General features: G+C 69.9%; 13 protein-coding genes and 1 pseudogene. 7 read left to right on the top strand and 7 right to left on the bottom strand.

The window, feature by feature from the left end; translation table 11 throughout:
* The first annotated feature begins 89 nt into the window (after positions 1 to 89).
* Positions 90 to 1,526, top strand: coding sequence for a hypothetical protein (locus ACFVFS_RS20025; RefSeq protein WP_380625928.1), 1,437 nt, complete (start codon positions 90 to 92; stop codon positions 1,524 to 1,526).
* A 265-nt stretch (positions 1,527 to 1,791) separates the two neighbouring features.
* On the opposite strand, the gene ACFVFS_RS20020 is transcribed toward ACFVFS_RS20025, so the two are convergent.
* The 5 genes from ACFVFS_RS20020 to ACFVFS_RS20000 all read right to left on the bottom strand — a co-directional run bounded on the left by ACFVFS_RS20020 (position 1,792) and on the right by ACFVFS_RS20000 (position 12,486).
* Complete coding sequence (locus tag ACFVFS_RS20020) at positions 1,792 to 6,252, bottom strand: AAA family ATPase (RefSeq protein WP_380625927.1); 4,461 nt, start codon at positions 6,250 to 6,252, stop codon at positions 1,792 to 1,794.
* 983 nt (positions 6,253 to 7,235) lie between these two features.
* Positions 7,236 to 8,405: a homoserine O-acetyltransferase gene (locus ACFVFS_RS20015; protein WP_380625977.1), complete on the bottom strand. Its 1,170-nt coding sequence runs from the start codon at positions 8,403 to 8,405 to the stop codon at positions 7,236 to 7,238.
* A gap of 17 nt (positions 8,406 to 8,422) precedes the next feature.
* Positions 8,423 to 9,784, bottom strand: a complete 1,362-nt coding sequence (locus ACFVFS_RS20010; RefSeq protein WP_380625926.1) for a bifunctional o-acetylhomoserine/o-acetylserine sulfhydrylase — start codon at positions 9,782 to 9,784, stop codon at positions 8,423 to 8,425.
* A gap of 663 nt (positions 9,785 to 10,447) precedes the next feature.
* Positions 10,448 to 11,203, bottom strand: a complete 756-nt coding sequence (locus ACFVFS_RS20005; RefSeq protein ID WP_380625925.1) for a class I SAM-dependent methyltransferase — start codon at positions 11,201 to 11,203, stop codon at positions 10,448 to 10,450.
* The gene (locus ACFVFS_RS20000) at positions 11,200 to 12,486 is read right to left on the bottom strand and encodes an MFS transporter (protein WP_380625924.1); all 1,287 of its coding nucleotides are present in this window, start codon (positions 12,484 to 12,486) and stop codon (positions 11,200 to 11,202) included. Before ACFVFS_RS20000 ends, ACFVFS_RS20005 begins: the two co-directional genes overlap by 4 nt.
* A 271-nt stretch (positions 12,487 to 12,757) precedes the next feature.
* Here ACFVFS_RS20000 and ACFVFS_RS19995 point away from each other — a divergent pair, with 271 nt between their 5' ends.
* The 6 genes from ACFVFS_RS19995 (at position 12,758) to ACFVFS_RS19970 (ending at position 18,000) form a co-directional block, all read left to right on the top strand.
* Entirely contained in the window at positions 12,758 to 12,880 is a 123-nt protein-coding gene (locus ACFVFS_RS19995; RefSeq protein WP_380625923.1) for a hypothetical protein, read from the top strand.
* A 117-nt stretch (positions 12,881 to 12,997) separates the two neighbouring features.
* Entirely contained in the window at positions 12,998 to 14,362 is a 1,365-nt protein-coding gene (locus ACFVFS_RS19990) for a TfuA-like protein (RefSeq protein WP_380625922.1), read from the top strand.
* Complete coding sequence (locus ACFVFS_RS19985) at positions 14,355 to 15,524, top strand: YcaO-like family protein (RefSeq protein ID WP_380625976.1); 1,170 nt, start codon at positions 14,355 to 14,357, stop codon at positions 15,522 to 15,524. The genes ACFVFS_RS19990 and ACFVFS_RS19985 overlap by 8 nt, the downstream gene beginning before the upstream one ends.
* Positions 15,524 to 15,892, top strand: coding sequence for a hypothetical protein (locus tag ACFVFS_RS19980; RefSeq protein ID WP_380625921.1), 369 nt, complete (start codon positions 15,524 to 15,526; stop codon positions 15,890 to 15,892). The genes ACFVFS_RS19985 and ACFVFS_RS19980 overlap by 1 nt, the downstream gene beginning before the upstream one ends.
* Positions 15,879 to 16,730 (top strand): MauE/DoxX family redox-associated membrane protein, encoded by an 852-nt coding sequence (locus tag ACFVFS_RS19975; protein ID WP_380625920.1) that lies wholly within the window; start codon positions 15,879 to 15,881, stop codon positions 16,728 to 16,730. Before ACFVFS_RS19980 ends, ACFVFS_RS19975 begins: the two co-directional genes overlap by 14 nt.
* 49 nt (positions 16,731 to 16,779) lie before the next feature.
* Positions 16,780 to 18,000: a cytochrome P450 gene (locus ACFVFS_RS19970; protein WP_380625919.1), complete on the top strand. Its 1,221-nt coding sequence runs from the start codon at positions 16,780 to 16,782 to the stop codon at positions 17,998 to 18,000.
* A gap of 91 nt (positions 18,001 to 18,091) precedes the next feature.
* Here ACFVFS_RS19970 and ACFVFS_RS19965 read toward each other — a convergent pair.
* Positions 18,092 to 18,274, bottom strand: a pseudogene (locus ACFVFS_RS19965) (IS5/IS1182 family transposase); the annotation flags it as partial.
* Position 18,275: 1 nt separating this feature from the next.
* Positions 18,276 to 18,668 (bottom strand): hypothetical protein, encoded by a 393-nt coding sequence (locus tag ACFVFS_RS19960; RefSeq protein ID WP_380625982.1) that lies wholly within the window; start codon positions 18,666 to 18,668, stop codon positions 18,276 to 18,278.
* Positions 18,669 to 18,724: the final 56 nt, after the last annotated feature.

Raw genomic sequence — 18,724 nt, 5'->3', positions numbered from 1 at the left:
ACGGGACGGAACTCGGGGTGCCGTGGGCGGGGGTGCCGCCGGTGTTCGAGAACCGGACCCGGGATGCGTGCGTAGTGGTACCGGGCATCATGGGCAGCGTCCTTGAGGACACCGTCACGGGCCGCCCGCTGTGGGGCGCCGATCTTCGGATGCTGACCAGCTCGCCGATGGGCGAGGACCTGTTCGGAGCCCTGCGTGCGGACGCCCGGGAGCAGGCCGCAGACGCCGGCACAGCCCGGCGGGCACCGCTGACCCGCGTCCGGGCGACCGGTCTGCTGGCCAGGCCGTGGTGGCTGCCCGTCCTCGAAGGCCTCGACCCCTACAGCGAGGCGGTCACGGCTCTGCGAAAGGTCACGCTGGCGCCGGAGGCGGTGGCGCCGTTTCCCTACGACTGGCGGATCGCGGTCTCCTACAACGCCGCGCTGCTGGCCCGTACGGCCCGCGCGCATCTGGAGCGGTGGCGCGAGCGGCTCGCCGCCCGGCCCGAATGGGCGGCGGCGGGGGCGCGGCAGCCGCGGCTGCTGTTCGTGGCGCACTCGATGGGCGGGCTGGTGGTGCGGGCCGCACTGGAGCAGGACCCGGAACTCGCCGCGGACACCCGGGCGGTAGTCACCGTCGGAACGCCGTTCCTCGGCTCGGTGAAGTCCGTCCTGGCGCTCAACCTCCTGAACACCGGGGCCAAGCAGACGTGGCTGCTGCGGCGGGTGCAGGCGATGGCAGCGACCCTGCCCGGCGTCCACGACCTACTGCCCGGCTACCGATGCCTGGACCTCGGCCTGGACGTCGAGCGCCTTACCCCGGGCGATGTCGCCCGCTTCGGCGGTGACCGGGACCTGGCCGCCCGGTCGCTCGGCGAGCACGCGCGCCACCGCGTGAGCGGGTTCGCACTGCCCGGACACCGGGCGGTCGTCGGCGAGGCCCAGCCGACCATGCAGACCCTCGACGAACAGCAGGGGCATGCCGGCCTGGCGATCGCGGTGGGCCGCCGGTACGCGTTCGACGTCGGCGAGGACGGCGAACTTGTCCGCGATCCGGCCACCGGCATCCCGGCCCGCCGCGATGCCTCCGGCGACGGCACCGTCCACCTGCCCTCCGCCTGCTTCGGCACCGAGGCGGTCACCTACGTGTTCGGTCAGCACGGCACCCTGATGCGCCACGACGAGGTCCTGCGGCAGATCCGCCGTATCGCCGTGGAGCGCCCTCAGGGGGCCAACCTCGGCCCCGGAGGCGTTGACGCCGGGCCCGGCCTGGAAGTCCCCCGGCTCGGAGGGACGCTCGGGGAGCCGCTCATTCTCACGGTCACCGGCCTGGAGTCCCCGGCGGGTGTCACCTTGAGCGTGCGCTCCGCCACCACCGGCCGCCACCCCGGCCGCCCCCTCACCCTGCGCCGCGACCCGGACCGCACGGACGGCGCCCTGTCGGCCCGCTTCACCGCGGACGCCCCGGACCTCTACCGGGTCACCCTGGAGACTGGCCGGCACGCACCCGTCACCCAACTCGTCCTCGTCACGACGCCCGACGCCTGAGCGGCCGCCCATCCCACGCCCACACCTCACCCCAACCCACGGCTGCGCGACGTCCTGACCTTGCTCTTCGACGCCCTCGACGAGGCCGAACAACCCCTCACCCTCGCCGCCCGCCGCTCCACCCACGAAGGCCCCGACCAACCCGCCCCCACCGACACCGACATCCTCGACGCCCTGCGCCCGCGCAGATCCGGCCCCGAGTACGTCGAGGGTGACACAGAACCGGAACGCGCCTACCTACCGTCACACCTTGATCGCCAGGACGCTAGTCCGGACTGCCGGTGCTCGTCGGGTGGGTGGGGACGGACGAGAGGTCGATCGCGAAGAAGCCCTTTCGGGTGCCGGCGACGAGTAGGCCGTGGCCTGCCGTCAGCGCGTAGACCGAGTTCACCAGCGGCAGCGCGTGCCCTGTGCGGGTGGTGGGGTTCCAGATGCGTACCGTTCCGTCGTCGCCCCCGGTGGCGAGGCGGGGCGTGCCGTCGGGCGCCGAGAACACCGTGATGGCGAACACCGCGCTGCTGTGGCCGGTGAGTGGTTCGCCGACCTGGCGGCCGGTGTCCGGGTTCCAGATGCGCACCGTTCTGTCTCCGCCGGCCGTGGCGAGGCGGGGCGTGCCGTCGGGCGCTGGGAACACCGCCAACGCCATGACCCAGTCGGTGTGGCCGGTGAGGGGTGCGCCGACCTGCTGTCCGGTGTCCGGGTTCCAGATGCGCACCGTTCTGTCTCCGCCGGCGGCGGCGAGGCGGGGCGTGCCGTCGGGCGCTGGGAACACCGCCAACGCCCCGCTGCTGAAGCTGGGGAGGGGTTTGCCGATACGGGTTCTGAAGTACCGGTTGGGGTTCCAGATCCGAATCGTCCTGTCCTGGCTGACGGTGGCGAGGCGGGGTGTACCGTCGGGGGCCGCGAACGCCGCTATCTCGAGCACCCAGCCGGTGTGGCCGGTGAGGGGTCTGCGGGCCTGGCGGCCGGTGACGGGGTTCCAGATCCGCACCGTGTCGTCGCCGCCCCCGGTGGCGAGGCGGGGGGTTCCGTCGGGTGCGGCGAACACCGCCACCGCCTGAACGCGGTCGCTGTGGCCGGCGAGGGTCTTGTCGACCTGGAGCCCGGTGCCCGGGTTCCAGACCTCCAACATTCCGCCGTCGCCGGCGGTGGCGAGACGCGGAGTTCCGTCGGGCGCCGCCAACACCGCCATGGTGTGCACCGTGCCGCTGTGGTCGGTGGGTTGCTCGCCCGCCTCCTCCTGGATGGCGGGGTTCCATATCCGCACGGCCTTGTCGTCGCCTCCGGTGGCGAGGCGGGGGGTTCCGTCGGGCGCGGCGAACACCGCCACGGCCTGAACGCGGTCGGTGTGGCCGGCGAGGGTCACGCCGACCTGCTTCCCGCTGTCCGGATTCCAGATCCGCACTGTTCCGTCGCCGCCGGCGGTGGCGAGGCTGGGGGTGCCGTCGGGCGCGGCGAACACCGCCAACGCCGTGACCCGGCCGGTGTGGCTGGCGAGGGTCGCTCCGACCTGCTTCCCGGTGTCCGGGTCCCAGATCCGCACCTCTCCGCTGTCGTCTCCGGCGGCGAGGCGGGGAGTTCCGCCGGGCGCCTCCAGCAACGCCAGCGCCAGCACCGGGCTGCTGCGGCCGGTGAGGGCCCCACCGACCTGGTGGCCGGTGGGGATCGTGCCGACCTGGCCGCCGCTGAGGGTCCTGCCGACCTGGTCCCCGGTGGCGGGGTCCCAGATCCGCAGTGTCCCGTCGTTGCTGGCGGTCGCGAGGCGAGGCGTGCCGTTGGGCGCGGCGAACACCACCACCGCGTTCACCTGGTGGTTGTGGCCGGTGAGGCGCTTGCCGATGTGCTCTCCGGTATCCGGGTTCCAGAGCCGGACCGTGTCGTCGCTGCCTCCGGTGGCGAGGCGGGGTGTGCGGTCGGGCGCGGTGAACGCCGCCACGGCCAGGACCGCGCCGCTGTGGCCGGTGAGTGGTTCGCCGGCCTGGCGGCCGGTGTCCGGGTTCCAGAGCCGCACTGTTCCGTCGGCGCCTCCGGTGGCGAGGCGGGGTGTGCGGTCGGGCGCGGTGAACGCCGCCACCGCCAGGACCGCGCCGCTGTGGCCGGTGAGTGGTTCGCCGACCTGGCGGCCGGTGTCCGGGTTCCAGATCTGCACCGTTCCGTCGGCCCCGGCGGCGGCGAGGCGGGGGGTGCCGTCGGGCGCCGTGAACACCGCCAGTGCCCGGACCCGCCCGGGGTGGCCCGTCATCTGGAGGTGGAGTTGGCGTCGCTGGACGGCCCAGACGGTCGGCGACGGCGGCCATTCTCCGGGGCTGCCGGTGCCGGCCTCGGCGGAGGGCGAGGAGCCTTGGATGTAGGCGGTGCCGAGTCGGCGCCACCACCGGCGCCATGCGTGGGCGCTGCCGCCGGGTTGGTCGAAGGCGGTGGCTCGGTGGGCTTCGTGTTGGAGGAGGACGGTTCCGGCGATGGCGGGCGGCAGTTCGTGGGTGGGCAGGCCGTGGCCGAAGGCGGCGGTGGTGATGCTGGTGAGGTCGAGGCGGTCGAGGACGTCGGGGTGGTCGGCCAGGGTGTGGAGGGCGCCGGCGGAATGGCCGAGGCGGGCGTGGGCGGCGAGGTGGTGACGGATGTAGGGACTGAGCTCCGGCGGCGGGGTGGTGGCGCCGTCCCGGGCGTTCGCCGCTGTCACCGTGTGGCGGGCGTGGCGGGTGAGGGCGGTGGTGATGCGGGAATGGGCCGCGGCGGTGTCGGGGGCGCTGGTGAACTGCTCGGTGAAGGTGCGGTGGGCGAGGCGGTAGACGGCCTGGCCGTGTTGCTGGTCGAGGACGAGATAGGGCGCGGCGTCACGGGTCAGGTCGGGGATGCCGCCCCCGGCGCTGTCGGAGCCGGAGGTCAGGGCGTCGGCGGTGCGGGCCCAGATGCCGTCCTGGTCGGGCAGGCCCCGGCCCTGGGCGAGGCCGAGGGCCTGGAGCAGGGGGGCGTAGTGGGGGTTGGTGCGGTGGAGGCGGTGGAGGGCGCGGGTGAAGAGTTGGCGGTGGGTCCGGCCGATCAGGGGACTCGGGTCGTCGAGGAGGGCGGGGTTGTTGAGGAGTTCGTGGGCGGCGAGGCGGACGTAGAGGAACTGCTGCGGTTCGGCGCCGCCCTGCTGGTGTTCGGTGACGAGGCGCCGGACGACGGCGGTGATGCGGTCGTCATCGGCGTCGAGGGTGCCGCGGCGCTTGGCGGTGTCGAGTTTGGCGTGCAGGTATCCGGCCAGGGCCTTCGGGTCCCGGGGCACCTGGACGAACTCGAGGTCGGTCTCCGGGCCCGTCCCGGGGGTGGCGGACCGGGGGCGGAGGCTGTCGAGGATGTCGGTGTCGGCGGGGGCGGGTTGGTCGGGGCCTTCGCGGGTGGAGCGGCGGGTGCCGATGATCAGGCGGACGGTCGGGAGGGCGGCGAGGGGGCGTAACAGGGTGTCGGCGATGACGAGGGGCTGTTCGGCTTCGTCGAGGGCGTCGAACAGCAAGGTCAGCGGGGTCGGGTGGGTGCGGAGCCGGTCGACGAGTCGGGTGGCGACGTCGGCGGGTGGCTGCCCGTCGGTGATCTGCCGGGCGAGGTCGGGCAGGTCGGCGGCGTGGGCGACGAGGCGCAGAGCGTGGGTGAGGGTGAGGCCGGCCAGGTGGGCGGCCAGGTCGAAGGGGTCGTCCGGGCACGGGGTACCGGCGGGCAGGGCCTTGAGGTGCTCGCGGCGTATCAGGATGTCGCGCAGGCCGGTGCGGGTGTGCAGGAGGATGTGGCCGAGGAGGGCGGACTTGCCGGAGCCGGCGGGGCCGGTGACGACGAGCGCCCCGCGGGTGGCGGTGGTGAGCCAGTGGAGGATGTGGTCGCGCTGCTCGGTGCGGCCGTGGAAGTACCAGGTGAGTTCGCCGAGCTCGGCGCCGGTGGCCTTGGGGAGGAAGTGGCGCTGCTCGTCGACGGGCAGTTGGTCGATGACGGCCTGGAGCTCCGCGAGCTGGTCCAGCGGGGCGGACACGGCGGTGGCGACGTCGGGGGTGAGGCGGACGAGCTGGTCGCGGTGGTCGGCCCTGTCACCGCGGTAGCCGCCGAGTCGTTCGGCGAGTTCGGAACCGAGCCGCGCGAGGCGGATGGCCGGCTGCCCGCGGAAGGTGACGGTCAGGACACGCTTGAGGGCGTCGGTGAAGGTGCCGAGTTCGGTGTAGCCCTCGGCGGCGGTCGACAGCAGCAGGTAGTGCCGGGGATCGCCGACCTCGTCGAGGAGCGTGCTGTGGACCTTCTTGGCGAAGTCATGGGAGAAGCAGGCGTCGAGGACGACGATCGCCCAGGTGCCCTCGTTGCCGGGGTCGAGTTGGCGGCTGCTGATCGCGCGGGCGAGGGCTTCTGGGGAGAGGCCGTCGTCGATGGGATCCGGGGTGCCGTAGTGGGCGAGATTCCTGGCACTGCCGTGGCCGACCCAGTAGAGCACCGTGTTCCCGCCCCCGGGCGAGAGCCGCCTCCAGGTGCGGAGCCGGATCTCGACGGCCTCGCTGTCCCGCTTGTCCTCCGGGAGGTCCCAGGTGTTGAGGCGCAGGCCGTAGGGGGCGAGCAGGTCGGCGATCGCCTGCACCTGTGTCTCGGTTTCCAGGTCCTGATGATGGCGGTAGGCGCCGAAGTTCACCGGGAACAGCTCGACCCCGCCGTCGTCTCCACCCGGCGGTATCGGCCAGGGCTCGGTGGGCGGGGTGCCGGGTGCGGTCATGGCAGGGCTTTCCGGGTTCAGGCGTGCGCGGGCTGACGAGGACGACATGCTGAGGCCGGGCACGTGGGCGCGATGGCGGCCGTGCCCGAGAGTCCCCATGCCGCCCGACCCTAGAGGAGCGCACCCGGGGCCCGCGCCGTCTCGGCCAAGAAGGATCGCGACCATGGACCCGAATGCCGCGCGCGGCAGTGGTCCCAACATGCCGGCCCGACACCTTGCCGCCGTGCCGACGCTGTCCGACCAGCCGAAACGTCCTCACTCTCCCGAAATCACGTGAGCCTCCGCGAGCACGGCCGGACGACGCATCGGTAGGGCAACCCGATCGCCTCCAACACCCGGGGCGCCCTGCAGCCCGACCCATCTGTCATCCGCCGTCGCGGCGGTGGCGCACCCGGTCGGAGTGGGGGCTGACGGACCGGCACCGAAGCATCGCCCGTGGTCGATGACGGCCGAAGGCCAGGCTGATTCTTGAGAGGTCGACATCGAACAGCAGGCCCAAGGCTGAGTGCGACAGGTCGTGGCGCAGGTGGACGATCCTGGTGGGCGGTGGACGACCCAGGCAAGCTCCTGCTGGATCTCGCGCCGACGGTGGCACTGGGCGGTGACTGCCTGGCGGACCTCGCGCTGCTGTGGTCGGATCCCGGTGTGTTCGGGCCGGTGGCCTACTTGCGATCAATCAGCACCGAGCACGGGTTGGCGAGCACCCCGGAAGGGAGCACGCCATGCCGGCGGGGGAAGCCGCGGCTAGATACGAGGACATTGCGAACGGGGCGCCACGCGGCTGCACGACCCTGCAGCAGCGGGCAGACGACTTGAGCGGGAAACGACCTCCACGGGGCCGCCCCGTACGAGTGCTATGACGTGCAGACGCCCTCGAACACCTCCTGTGGTGCCGAAGAACGAGGTCCCGGCCGCTGCCGGGCGGCCGGGATTCTTCGCCTCGGGGGTGACGGGACTGCCCCGAAGGGCCCGCGCCGGGGTCCTCACCCGCCGGGGAGGGTGGTCGACGGCTCCCGTACGTCGTCCAGGAGTTCCCTTATCAGCCCCGCGACCTGCGTCGTCTCGATGAGGAACCCGTCGTGGCCGTACGGCGAGGAGATCACCCGGGCCCGGTCGGCGGAGGGGATGCGGGCGGCGAGCTCCTCCTGCTGCGCGAACGGGTAGAGGCGGTCGGTGTCGACCCCCGCCACCAGCGTCCGCGCGGTCACCCGGGCCAGGGCGGCGCGGGTGCCGTCGCGTCCCCGGCCCGTGTCATGGGCGTTCATCGCCTCGGCCAGCACCACGTAGCTGGCCGCGTCGAAGCGCCGGACCAGCTTGGCGGCGTGGTGGTCCAGATAGGACTCGACCTGGTAGCGGCCGCCCGCCCAGGGGTCCTCGCCGGCCTGGGCGCGGTTGCCGAAGCGGGCGTCGAGCTCCTCGGCGCCGCGGTAGGTGATGTGGGCGAGGCGCCGGGCGATGCCGAGACCCGCGTGCGGGCCCTGTCCGGGAGCGGCGCCGTGGTAGTGGCCGCCGCGCCAGTGCGGGTCGGCGCGGATCGCGTGGACCTGGGCGGTGGCCCAGGCGATCTGGTCCGCGCTCGCCACCGCCGTGCAGGCGAGCAGGAACAGCGAGGCGACCCGCTCCGGGCGGGAGACGGCCCACTCCAGCGCGCGCATCCCGCCCATGGAGCCGCCGACCACGAGAGCCCAGCGCTCGATGCCCAGCGCGTCGGCGAGTCCGGCCTCGGCCAGCACCTGGTCGCGCTGGGTCAGGCGCGGGAAGGACCCGCCCCAGTACCGCCCGTCGGGGCGGAGCGAGGCAGGCCCGGTGCTGCCCTGGCAGCCGCCCAGGACGTTGGGCGCCACCACGAACCAGCGGTCGGTGTCGAGGGCACGGCCCGGCCCGATCAGCGCGTCCCACCACCCGGAGGTCGGGTGACCGGGCCCGGCCTCACCGGCGGCATGGCTGTCGCCGGTGAGCGCGTGCAGGACGAGGACCGCGTTGGAACGGTCGGGCGCGAGCCGTCCCCAGGTCTCGTACGCCAGCCGCACGCCGGAGAGCCGGCCGCCTGCCTCGAGCGCCAGGGGCTCCGTGCGGTCGTACCACTGGCGGCGCCCGGGCGGAGCCCCCTCCCGCCACGCGCCGGTGGCGGGAGGGGGCGTCCCCTGCGGGATGGTCCCGTCAGCGGTGTTCAGGACGCCTCCTTCGCGGCGCGGAAGCCGGCTTCGAGGTCCGCCTTGAGGTCCTCCAGGTTCTCGATGCCGACCGACAGCCTCAGCAGACCCGGAGAGGTGCCGGTGGCGGCGAGCTGCTCCTCGTCGAGCTGGCTGTGCGTGGTGGAGGCCGGGTGGATGATGAGGCTGCGCACGTCGCCGATGTTGGCGAGGTGGCTGAAGAGGTCGACGGCGTCCACGAAGCGCTTGCCGGCCTCGACCCCGCCGCGCAGCTCGAAGCAGAACACGGCCCCGGCACCGCGCGGGAGGTAGCGGCGCCCGGTCTCGTACCAGCGGTTGGAGGGCAGTCCGGCGTAGTGGACGGCGGCGACCTCGTCGCGCTGCTCCAGCCACTCGGCGAGCGCCTGGGCGTTGGACGAGTGCCGCTCCATGCGCAGGCTCAGCGTCTCCACGCCCTGCAGCAGTAGGAAGGCGGAGTGCGGCGCGATGGCCGGCCCGAGGTCGCGCAGCAGCTGGACGCGCAGCTTGACGGCGTACGCGCCGGGCCCGAGGGCGGGCCAGTAGCGCAGGCCGTGGTAGCTGGGGTCCGGCTCGTTGTAGTCGGGGAAGCGCTCGGCGTGGGCGCCGAAGTCGAAGGTCCCGGCGTCGACGACGACACCTCCGAGGGTGGTGCCGTGGCCGCCGAGGAACTTGGTCGCCGAGTGGACGACGACATCGGCCCCGTGCTCGATGGGGCGCAGCAGGTAGGGGGTGGGGACGGTGTTGTCGACGATCAGCGGGATCCCGGCCTCGTGGGCGACGTCGGCGACGGCGCGGATGTCGAGGACGTTGCCGCGCGGGTTGCCGAGGGTCTCCGCGAACAGGGCCTTCGTCTCGGGCCGGATGGCGGCGCGCCAGGCGTCGAGGTCGTCCGGGTCCTCGACGAAGGACACCTCGATCCCGAACTTCGGCAGGGTATGCCGGAAGAGGTTGTACGTCCCGCCGTAGAGGGAGGCGCTGGAGACGATGTGGTCGCCGGCGCTCGCGAGGTTGAGGATGGCGAGGGTCTCGGCGGCCTGGCCGGAGGCGACCGCCACGGCGGCGACCCCTCCTTCCAGGGTGGCGATCCGCTGCTCGAAGACGTCCTGGGTGGGGTTGTGGAGGCGGGTGTAGATGTTCCCGGCCTCGGCGAGCGAGAAGAGGTCGGCCGCGTGCTGGGTGTCGCGGAAGACGAACGAGCTGGTCTGGTAGATCGGGACCGCCCGGGCCCCGGTGGTGGGGTCGGGCACGGCGCCGGCGTGCAGCTGCTGGGTCTCGAAGGACCAGGCGGGGGCGGTGGACCCGGCGGTTCCGCCGTCGGGCGTGCGGTCGGCGGTGACGGCGTCGGTCGGCTGGCTCATGCTTCTCCTCGTACACATGTGGAGCCCGGCGGACCGGGCTGGCGCCGATGTGGGCGGCGGGTGCGGGGAACGGGCGTACGGCAGCTCCGGGTGGAGTGGGTACGCGGATCGCGGCTTCAGCGCGGAAGGATCACCACGGCGCCGCGTCAGCGGGCGGTGGGACAACTCGTGGTCGTGACGCGCGTGTAGTCCACGTGGCGGCGGGTCACGAGCACGATCATGCGGCCAGGCAACCACAGTTGCGCGGCGGGCACCAGCGTGTTCCGCAATGCGGACAGCACGGCGCTCCGACGGCCGACCGGTCACCGTCTGCGCCACCCACGCCCTGCTCGAGTGCATCGTTGAGGCCCCGGCTGCACGGTCTGCCCGCGTGGGACCTGGCCGTCATCGACGAGGCTCGGGTGCTGCGGGAGTCGGTGGATGTCATCGAAGGCACCGTCATCTCAAGCAGGCGGCGGCCCGCACCGGCGGCAGGCTGACCGGCCAGCAGACCGCACTCCTGGCCGCCCTGCACCAGCACGCCGAGACCGTCACGGGCTGCCCCGGGGCGAACCCGACCGTGACCGAGTCGGAGCCCCGACCGCGAGGGGAGGCCCACCCGGTTTCGACAAGGAGCGGTACCCCGGCGCGGACCCCGCCGTCAGCCACTGCCGACCTTGGCTTTCAGCCAAGACGGAGGTGCGCGAGGTAGTCGGCACCGTCCGACCGTACGGCGGAGAGTGTCCAGCCGGACCCCGCCACCAGGCTGGAGAGTTCGCCGGGGGACAGGAAGAGGTAGTCGAACCAGTGAGTCGACAGGGGCCCGCTCCGGACCCTGATACGGCTCTGGCCAGGCATACGGCCCCGAGCGGCATTCGAACCGTAGTAGTCGGCGTGTACCGGACTGGTCAGCCTGGTGTGATCGACACCGGTGCCGATGAGGGAGGCACCGGGCGATGCCACCGCTGCCAGTGCCGAAAGCACCTGCCGGGCCGTTGTCCGACTCTCCAGCAACCCGAAGTTCTGTCCGCACAGCAGGATGGTGTCGAAGAAGCCCAGATCCGGGCCAGGTGCTGCCGCCGTTCCTTCACGGGCGTCAACGCCTCGGTCCCGACTGACCGAGACGGCGCCTGGGGACGCGTCGATCCCTACCACTTGGCGCCCGCGGGACATCAGGGCGAGGGCGTGCCGCCCGGCACCGCATCCGACATCGAGAACCCGCCCGTTCGCCCTCTGACACGCTTCACGTTCCATCGGCTCCCACGCGTCCTGAGGGGCGAAGTACCTCGCGGCGTCGGAGATCCCGATGAAGCCGTCCTCCCTCTCGACGGCTTCGAAAGCAGTTCCTGAACGCCCGTCACGGCTCCAGCACCGCAACAGCACTTGTCCAAAGGCGTCCCCGATCGTCGGGGAGGGCGTGGGAATCGGCGACGAGTTCATGATGCGACCTGCAGTTCGCGAGATTCGGCTCCGAGGGAGCGGGAGGCGGTGCGGACAGGGGAGAGGTGCAGGAGAGCAGCGGCGGCGGCCAGGCCGACGACGCACACCAGCAGCGTGGTACGACTTCCTGCCCAGGAGCTGACGGCGCCTGCGGTCAGCGAGCCCAGTGGCATGAAGCCCCACTGCAGCCACCGCGCTGATGCGTTGGTCCGCCCCAGCATCTCCGGCGGGCACAGCAGCTGCCGCAGCGTTCGTTGTGCGACGTTGTAGATGACGACCGCCGTTATGAGCAGTGTGAAGGCGAGGGTCACGACGATCTGGCCGGTCACCCCCTTGGGCACGACAATCGTGGAGAGTTCACCGGGCGCGTACGCCAGTACAGCGCCCAGGAGCACGCGCGGGATGCCGTAGGCGTCAACCAGCCTCTTCGCCACGATGCCGCCGACCACACCCCCGAGCGAGCTGATGCCGAGCACCAAGCCCGCTGCCGAGGGGGACCAGCCGAGCTCCCGTACCACGTAGACGATCCATGCCGTCGTCACCATGGCCAGGAAGTATGAGATCGCACCGTTGCACAGAACGACTGAGCGAATGACGGAATGCCGGAGGACGAATCTGAGTCCTGCTGCGATCTCGGCCCGCAACCCGGTCGTGGAACCAGAGGCCCGCACAGCCTTTTCGCCATCCTTGATGAGACCCAGAAAAATGGCGCTGACAGCAAACGAAAGGGAGTCGAAACCTATGGTTCTCGCCCCTCCGAGAACAGCCACCAGACTACCGCCGGCACTCGGCCCGGCAAACTGCGAAAATGCTTCCACCGTGCCGATCTTGCCGTTCGCCTCCATGAGGCGATCGGAAGGGACGAGTAGGGGGACGTAGCTCTGGTACGCGGCATCGAAGAAGACTCCGAGAGCCGCGCTGAGAAAGGCGACCGAGAAGAGCTGGGCCATGTTCAGAACGCCCAGGGCCGCGGCGAGCGGGACGCTGGCGAGGAGCACGGCCCTCCCGACATCGCAGGCGAGCATCACGGGCTTCTTCCGCATTCTGTCGACAAGGGCTCCTGCCGGAAGTGCTACGAGGAGCGTCGGTAGCTGGCCGAGAGCAGCCAGCGCACCCACTTGGAATGCCGACGCGTGCAGAGTGGTCAATGCCGTCATCGGAAGAGCGATCGAAGTGACCGCCGTGCCCATGACGCTGACGGACTGTCCGGACCAGAGCAGCATGAAGCTCCGGTGCCGCCAGAGTGGAGCCCTGCGGGTAGCCGGACTGTTGCTGACTGTCATGGACGACGATGTTGCCGCATGCGAGGACCCGTGTCGAGCCTGCCGTCAAACCGCGACAGATGAGACAGCCGACGCAATCGGCGTATACATCGTGAACGCTGCGATAGGCGAATGAAAGGCGCGTCCATTGGTCCGGCGGCAGATTTCCCCCGGGGTGTTGAGGGTGTTGTTCTTTCCATGACAACCGTATACGGTGCGACAGGATGAGCGCACACTGAGTTCCGGTCGTGCTGCTCATCCGTCATGTCCGGACCTATTCAGGAGGAAACTCGTGAAGGAGATCATCAAGAAGGTCATCGGCCTCAAGGGTGCCGAGACCGCCTCGAAGAGCTTTGGCCACAAGGTCGATGCCAAGGGCGCCAGTGAGGCCCACGCCTACCAGTACGTGAAGTAAGTACCAGCGGCAGCTTCCTGATATAGCTGCCCTGCGGGCGATGGCACGGCCGGATTCGGTCATGCCATCGCCCGCGCCGGTCCGATTACGAGCTCGCAGAGGCTGAGGAGCCGCACCATGGCCGTCCATGTCTTCGCCGGCCCCACAGTCTCCGCGGCGGAGGCGCGGGCAATCGTCCCAGATGCGCACATTCATCCTCCGATCAGTCACGGGGACCTGCTCCGCCTTCGATTCGGCTCCACCGATACGGTCGTCATCATCGACGGCCACTACCACCAGAGCGGCGCGGTTCGGCACAAGGAGATCCTGGAAGTCCTCGCCTCCGGCGCCACGGTGATCGGATGCTCCAGCATGGGCGCGCTCCGTGCCGCCGAACTCGACGCACTCGGCATGATCGGCCGTGGCACTGTGTACTCCCTCTACCGCGACGGCGTCATCGATGCTGACGGCGAGGTCGCGGTCTCGCACGGGGAGGCCCCCGAGTACCGGCGCCTCTCCGAGTCGTTGGTGAACATCCGCCATGTGCTTCAACACGCCTCGGCGGTCGGCGCCATCACAGCAAGCGCTGCCGCTCGACTCATCGAGGCGGCGCGACTCCTCCCGTACACCGAACGGTCCTGGCAGCTGCTCGAACGACGGGTGGCGTCGGACGCCGAACTCGACGAAGCGCTGCGAGCGGCTCTGAGTCGGACGGCCGTGAGTCCCGGCATCCGGGACATCAAGAGAGCCGATGCCCTTGAGACCCTCCGCGAGGTCGCGCACGGTTCCCCACCTACTGGAGCGCCCCTCGACTGGATGCGCTCCGACGCCTGGCGCTCGACTCACCTGCGCAGTTGGGCGGCCGAGTTCACGGGCGAACCGGTGGAGGGCGTGCACGTGGGCACTGCCACTGCCGTCCAGTTCGTTCAGCTCTACGATGACGGCTTTCCCCGTCGATGGCGGCAACATGCGCTTGGTGTGATCGCAGCGCTCTCGTCCGAGCTGCCGGCAACCCTCCTCGAAGACGGTGCGCTGGCAGCGGCGGGAGAACTCGGCATCACCCGCCGGGCCCTGACGCACAAGCAGTTCAGTTCGTGGACGTCGGACGTCGAACAGTCGTCCCTGACAGGGTCCGAACTGCTGCTCCGCCTGCTGGTCCGATCGTTCCGAAGCCCCCGTACCGCAGCGGAGTTGCTCGTCGACGCGCCGTGGCTCTACCCGAGCCTACCGGTGGCCCGCCAGGCCGCTGCCGAAGCGCACCTGGTGAACGAGGAGTTCCGCCGGCTCGATCCGGGCTACGAACTGCTCAACCTGCGTCCTGAACTCCTTGAGGAGCACCTCGTTCAGATCTGGCGGCCGCCCGGCCGTGGAGACATCGACCTGCGGCTCGCGGCCCAGGACCGGGGCTTCCGCAGCTTCCACGAAGCGGTCGAGGCAGCTCGATTCTTCCTCCTGCGACACCAACTCGCACTCCACGAGGATGGGCAGGGCAGTGATGCATGACACCAGGGACGATCAGATGACAACGCCCCCCCGGGCCGATGAACCACGTAAGCGCCTCGCCGGAACCTATCGAGCCAGGACTGCCGATGAGACCTGGGAGATCATTGCTCCTCAGCTGTACGAGTACGGCATCACCCGGGTAGCGGACGTGACCGACCTGGACATCTTCGGAGTGCCGGTCGCAATGGCGGCGCGCCCGTTGTCGCAGACGCTCAGCGTCTCGCAGGGCAAGGGCGTGACGATGCAACTCGCCAGGGTTTCCGCAGCGATGGAAGCCATCGAGTTCTGGCATGCCGAGGAGGCGTGTCCCACCCTGCTGGCCCGGAACGTGAGCGCTGAGCACCTGGAGCTGCCCTACGACGTGACGTTGCTCGACTGCGAGGCCGGAAGTCTGCTGACTTCCTCGTACCCGCTCGACTGGGTGGCCGCGGTCGGTCTGCAAACGGCAGAGGTCAAACCGGTACCGCTGAGGGCGGTGTCGCTCGCCGATGACAGGAGGACCGTCTGGCAGCCGCCGGGGCTGAGAGCCAGCACCAACGGCCTGGCCTCCGGCAACACCCGCGCGGAGGCCGTCGTGCACGCGCTGTACGAGCTCATCGAACGCGACATCGTCGCATCCGTCCCGGCCGGCCGACATCGCCACGTCCGGCCCGAGACGCTCGGGGGCCAGTGCGCCGAACTGGCCGATCGATTCCTGCGGGCCGGCGCATATCTGGAAATCCGGTCCCTTCCCAACCAGTGGGACGTATTCTGCTTCGCTGTACGCCTCTGGAGCGAGGACTTCCCTGTCATGGCGGTCGGCTACGGCGCCCATGCTGAGGCCGCGATCGCATTGTCCCGCGCGCTCTCCGAGTCCGCCCAGAGCCGACTCACGGCAATCTCGGGAAGCCGCGACGACATCACGGCCATCTACCGGCAGGCGCGCTCGAGCTCCGTTCGACGACCGGATCCGGTGCCGCCCGGGATCGACTGGGCAGAGGTCCATGCCGCCAGTGGCACGGAGTTCCCGGACTTCGCGACCGAGCAGGCGTGGCTGTCCGCATCGGTCACCCGGGTCACCGGCCATGAACCCCTGACGGTGGATCTGAGCACATCGGACGATTTTTCTGTGGTAAAGGTGCTGGCGCTCGGGGCGGGATTCGACGGAAAGCGAGGAGAATGATGGGGGAGATCTTCAGCCGATCTTCCTGGTGGGTCGAGGCCGTAGAGCTTGCGGTTGTCGCTCTCCTGGTGACCAGGATGGTCCTGGTCGGCTTCCTCCAGCCGCCCGGCCGGGTGCTGAGCTGGCCGATGTTCAGTCGCGGATGCGCCGTTGTCATTGACCTGAAAGGCAAACGAAACGGCCGCTACGAGGAAATCAACATCTTCGACCATCTCCCCTCGGGACACTTCTCCATCACCTCGACGGAACTCCAGTGGCTGGTGGACCACCTCTCGGAAACATATGAGGAAATCCAGGGGGCAGGGAGGATCTTCTACTCCGAAGGGGAGAGCGAGGTAAAGGTGGTGGACGGCCATGTGGTGGTTTGATGCTCTCACATCCGGCTTCAGCTCGACCACGCATGACGCGCAGCTGCAGTATGTCCGCATTGTTGTCGGCCTTGCCTGCCTCATGAAGTTCATCGGGAGCTTCCCCAACGGAGGCTGGAACAGGCTCGATCCCGGCACCTACAGCAGATACCTGCTCATTCGCGGATTCGGACCGAGAACCGGCGCCCTGGTGTGCCGCTACTACCGGCCGGTGCTCGTCGTCCGGCTGCTTTCCAGCCTGGCGCTGACAGTGGGCCTTGCGCCGAACCTCGCCGCAGCCGCCGTCGCCCTCGGCCTCGTCTTCGAGTTGTCGTACCTGAATCGATTCAACACCATATATCTCGCTCTGCTGTGCGCCGCCCTCTGCTGCGCCGGCAACCTGGGCGCAGGAATTCCGAACAACGGCCACGACATGAGCAACAAGAACACCTGGGCGCAGTTCCTCATTGTTCTTGTGACGACGAACATGTACTGGAACAGTGCGTGGATCAAGGCGCGGTCGGAGCACTTCCGCAGCGGCCTGCTACTGGCCCAGTGGGTCCAGACCGGGGCCCGGGTGCGCGAGCGGCTCCCGTACCGGGAGTTCTACTACCCTCGGTTCATCGTTCAGAGAATCGGAAATACCGGGCCCGCCAGCCTGCAGTTCTGGCGAACCGTCGCCTGGGCTGTCATTGCTCTCGAATTCATCGTCCCGATCGGGCTGTGCTTCGGCCCGCTGCGTCCTTTCGCGATTGCTGCCGGCGTTGCCATGCACCTGTGTTTCACCGCATTGCTGCCGCGCGGTCTCGTCGGCTTCTCGCTCGGAAGCATCGCCAGCTACTTCGCCTTCGTCGGATAGCGCCGAACACGGCTCATCGAAACCACTACGCACCAGATCACAGGACATCATGATCCATCGCCCTTGCTGCAGCGGAAATCCGGACATCTTCGACTCGGCGTATTTCGACGACCCCGAAGCGACTTTCGCGCATCTTCGGGAGGCGCACCCCGTCATGTGGGCCCGCACCCCGGAGGGGGTGTCGGTCTGGTTGGTCACCCGGTATGACGACATCCGCGCCGTGCTGTCCAATCCACTGTTCTCGGCCAGCAAGCAGAACTCCTCCGATGCCAGGGGTGGGGCGGGCCTCCCGCCCGCACTCGACGCGAATCTGCTGAACATGGACCCTCCGGACCACACCAGGATTCGAAGGCTGGTCTCAGGCGCTTTCACTGCAAGTCGAATCGAGGGCATGCGCGAGAAGGCTCACACCGTCGCGCATGGACTGGTGGACGGCTTCGCCGAAAAAGGGAAAGCGGACCTCATCAAGGACTTTGCCGGCCCCTTCCCGACCCGGATCATCTCCGAACTGCTCGGCATCGAGACATCCGAGTACGCGACGTTCCAGAACTGGATCGGCATCCTTTTCGAGGCCGATCCTTCCGACGGAACGACGATCCGGCGGACCGTAGGTCTTATTGTCGAGTTCCTGCGTTCCTGCATCACCGAGAAGCGCCGCAATCTCCAGGACGATCTCCTGTCGGCCATGATCTCCGCGCGCGACACGCACGGCAGCCTCACGGACGACGAACTCACTTCGCTCGCCTCGCTCATCCTCTTCGCCGGATACGAGAACACCGTCCACCTGATCGGCAACAGCGTCCTGGCGCTGCTTGACGAGGGCGCGTCGCCGGACTCACTGCAGGTCGGCATCACGGACGCGGCCATCTCGGAGTTGATCCGCTTCCGCACGCCCGGGCCCTACGCCACCCGCCGGTTCGCCGTCCAGGACGCGATCCTGTACGGCAGGAAGATCAGTGCCGGCGACAGCGTCCTCCTCTGCCTCTCCTCCGCCAATCACGACGAGCGCGCCTACCGCTCGGCTTCGAGTCTGCAGCTGACCCGGGCAGAACGCAGTAGCCTCACCTTCGGTCACGGAATTCACTATTGCCTGGGAGCGCCACTGGCGCGGCTGGAGCTCCAAGTGGCTCTCGAAGTCCTCGGGGAGCGGCTCCGGGGAATCCGGCTCGACGTTTCCCGTGAGCAACTGCTCTGGCGGCCTTCGTTCCGCAGCCGGGGCCTCGTTTCCTTGCCTGTCAGCTTCACCACGCGGCGTGGCTCCCACCCCTGATGCCGTCACCCGGTGGTTGCGGTGCACCGCTGCCGGCAGTGGTGCCGCCGCGAAGGACCGCCTTCGGGGGAGCACTCACGCGGCCGGAGGGGAGCCAGGCGAAGGCGCGCTCCACGACCCGGTGCACCGTGCCGGGTCCGGACCCGCGGGCGGCGCCGCGTCGGGCGGTCATCGGCCTGATGCCGCGCTTCCACAGCAGGTGGCGGTCCTCGTAGACGTCGTGGCCCCACCAGGCCTGACTTCGGAACAGCCCGCGCTCCTTCTGCAGCGATCGGTCAGGGGAAGACCCGCTGCGAAGCGAGGACCCTCTCGGCACCGTCCGTCTTGCTGGAGGAATTCAGGACCACTCGGACCGAGGCGGCGCCGCCCGGGACGTCTGCCGGCACGTCGCGGATGTGCCAGGACGTCGAAGCGCCGCAGACTCCCGGGGTGGTGCCGTACGACCCGGCGTCGATCTGGTGGCCGAGTGAGTCGAGCGCCTGAACCACTACGAACCGACAGTCGAGCGGATCCACCGACCTGTACGCAACCCGGGCCTCCACCGAGCGACCGTAGAAGGCCACGGTGCCCGTCGCGTAGGTGCTTCCGTACCTCACATCGAGGTCAGCCGTGGGATAGGCGGTAACGGCCGCCTGGCTGGAACCCGGCACGCCGATCAGACAGGCCACCCCGGCTGCACAAGCCGCTCCCGCGGAAACAGACCCTCCTGACCATCTCCGAGACC

The sequence above is a fragment of the Kitasatospora sp. NPDC057692 genome (assembly GCF_042799475.1).
Classification (GTDB): Bacteria; Actinomycetota; Actinomycetes; order Streptomycetales; family Streptomycetaceae; genus Kitasatospora.
Note: the sequence above shows the minus strand (reverse complement) of the source record. Positions and strands in the feature narration are given on the sequence as shown.

Coding starts and splice junctions, on each gene's coding strand:
- ACFVFS_RS20025 (WP_380625928.1), top strand. CDS start 90: ATGGGCAGCGTCCTTGAGGACACCGTCACGGGCCGCCCGCTGTGGGGC.
- ACFVFS_RS20020 (WP_380625927.1), bottom strand. CDS start 6,252: ATGACCGCACCCGGCACCCCGCCCACCGAGCCCTGGCCGATACCGCCG.
- ACFVFS_RS20010 (WP_380625926.1), bottom strand. CDS start 9,784: ATGAGCCAGCCGACCGACGCCGTCACCGCCGACCGCACGCCCGACGGC.
- ACFVFS_RS20005 (WP_380625925.1), bottom strand. CDS start 11,203: ATGAACTCGTCGCCGATTCCCACGCCCTCCCCGACGATCGGGGACGCC.
- ACFVFS_RS20000 (WP_380625924.1), bottom strand. CDS start 12,486: ATGACAGTCAGCAACAGTCCGGCTACCCGCAGGGCTCCACTCTGGCGG.
- ACFVFS_RS19990 (WP_380625922.1), top strand. CDS start 12,998: ATGGCCGTCCATGTCTTCGCCGGCCCCACAGTCTCCGCGGCGGAGGCG.
- ACFVFS_RS19985 (WP_380625976.1), top strand. CDS start 14,355: ATGCATGACACCAGGGACGATCAGATGACAACGCCCCCCCGGGCCGAT.
- ACFVFS_RS19980 (WP_380625921.1), top strand. CDS start 15,524: ATGGGGGAGATCTTCAGCCGATCTTCCTGGTGGGTCGAGGCCGTAGAG.
- ACFVFS_RS19975 (WP_380625920.1), top strand. CDS start 15,879: ATGTGGTGGTTTGATGCTCTCACATCCGGCTTCAGCTCGACCACGCAT.
- ACFVFS_RS19970 (WP_380625919.1), top strand. CDS start 16,780: ATGATCCATCGCCCTTGCTGCAGCGGAAATCCGGACATCTTCGACTCG.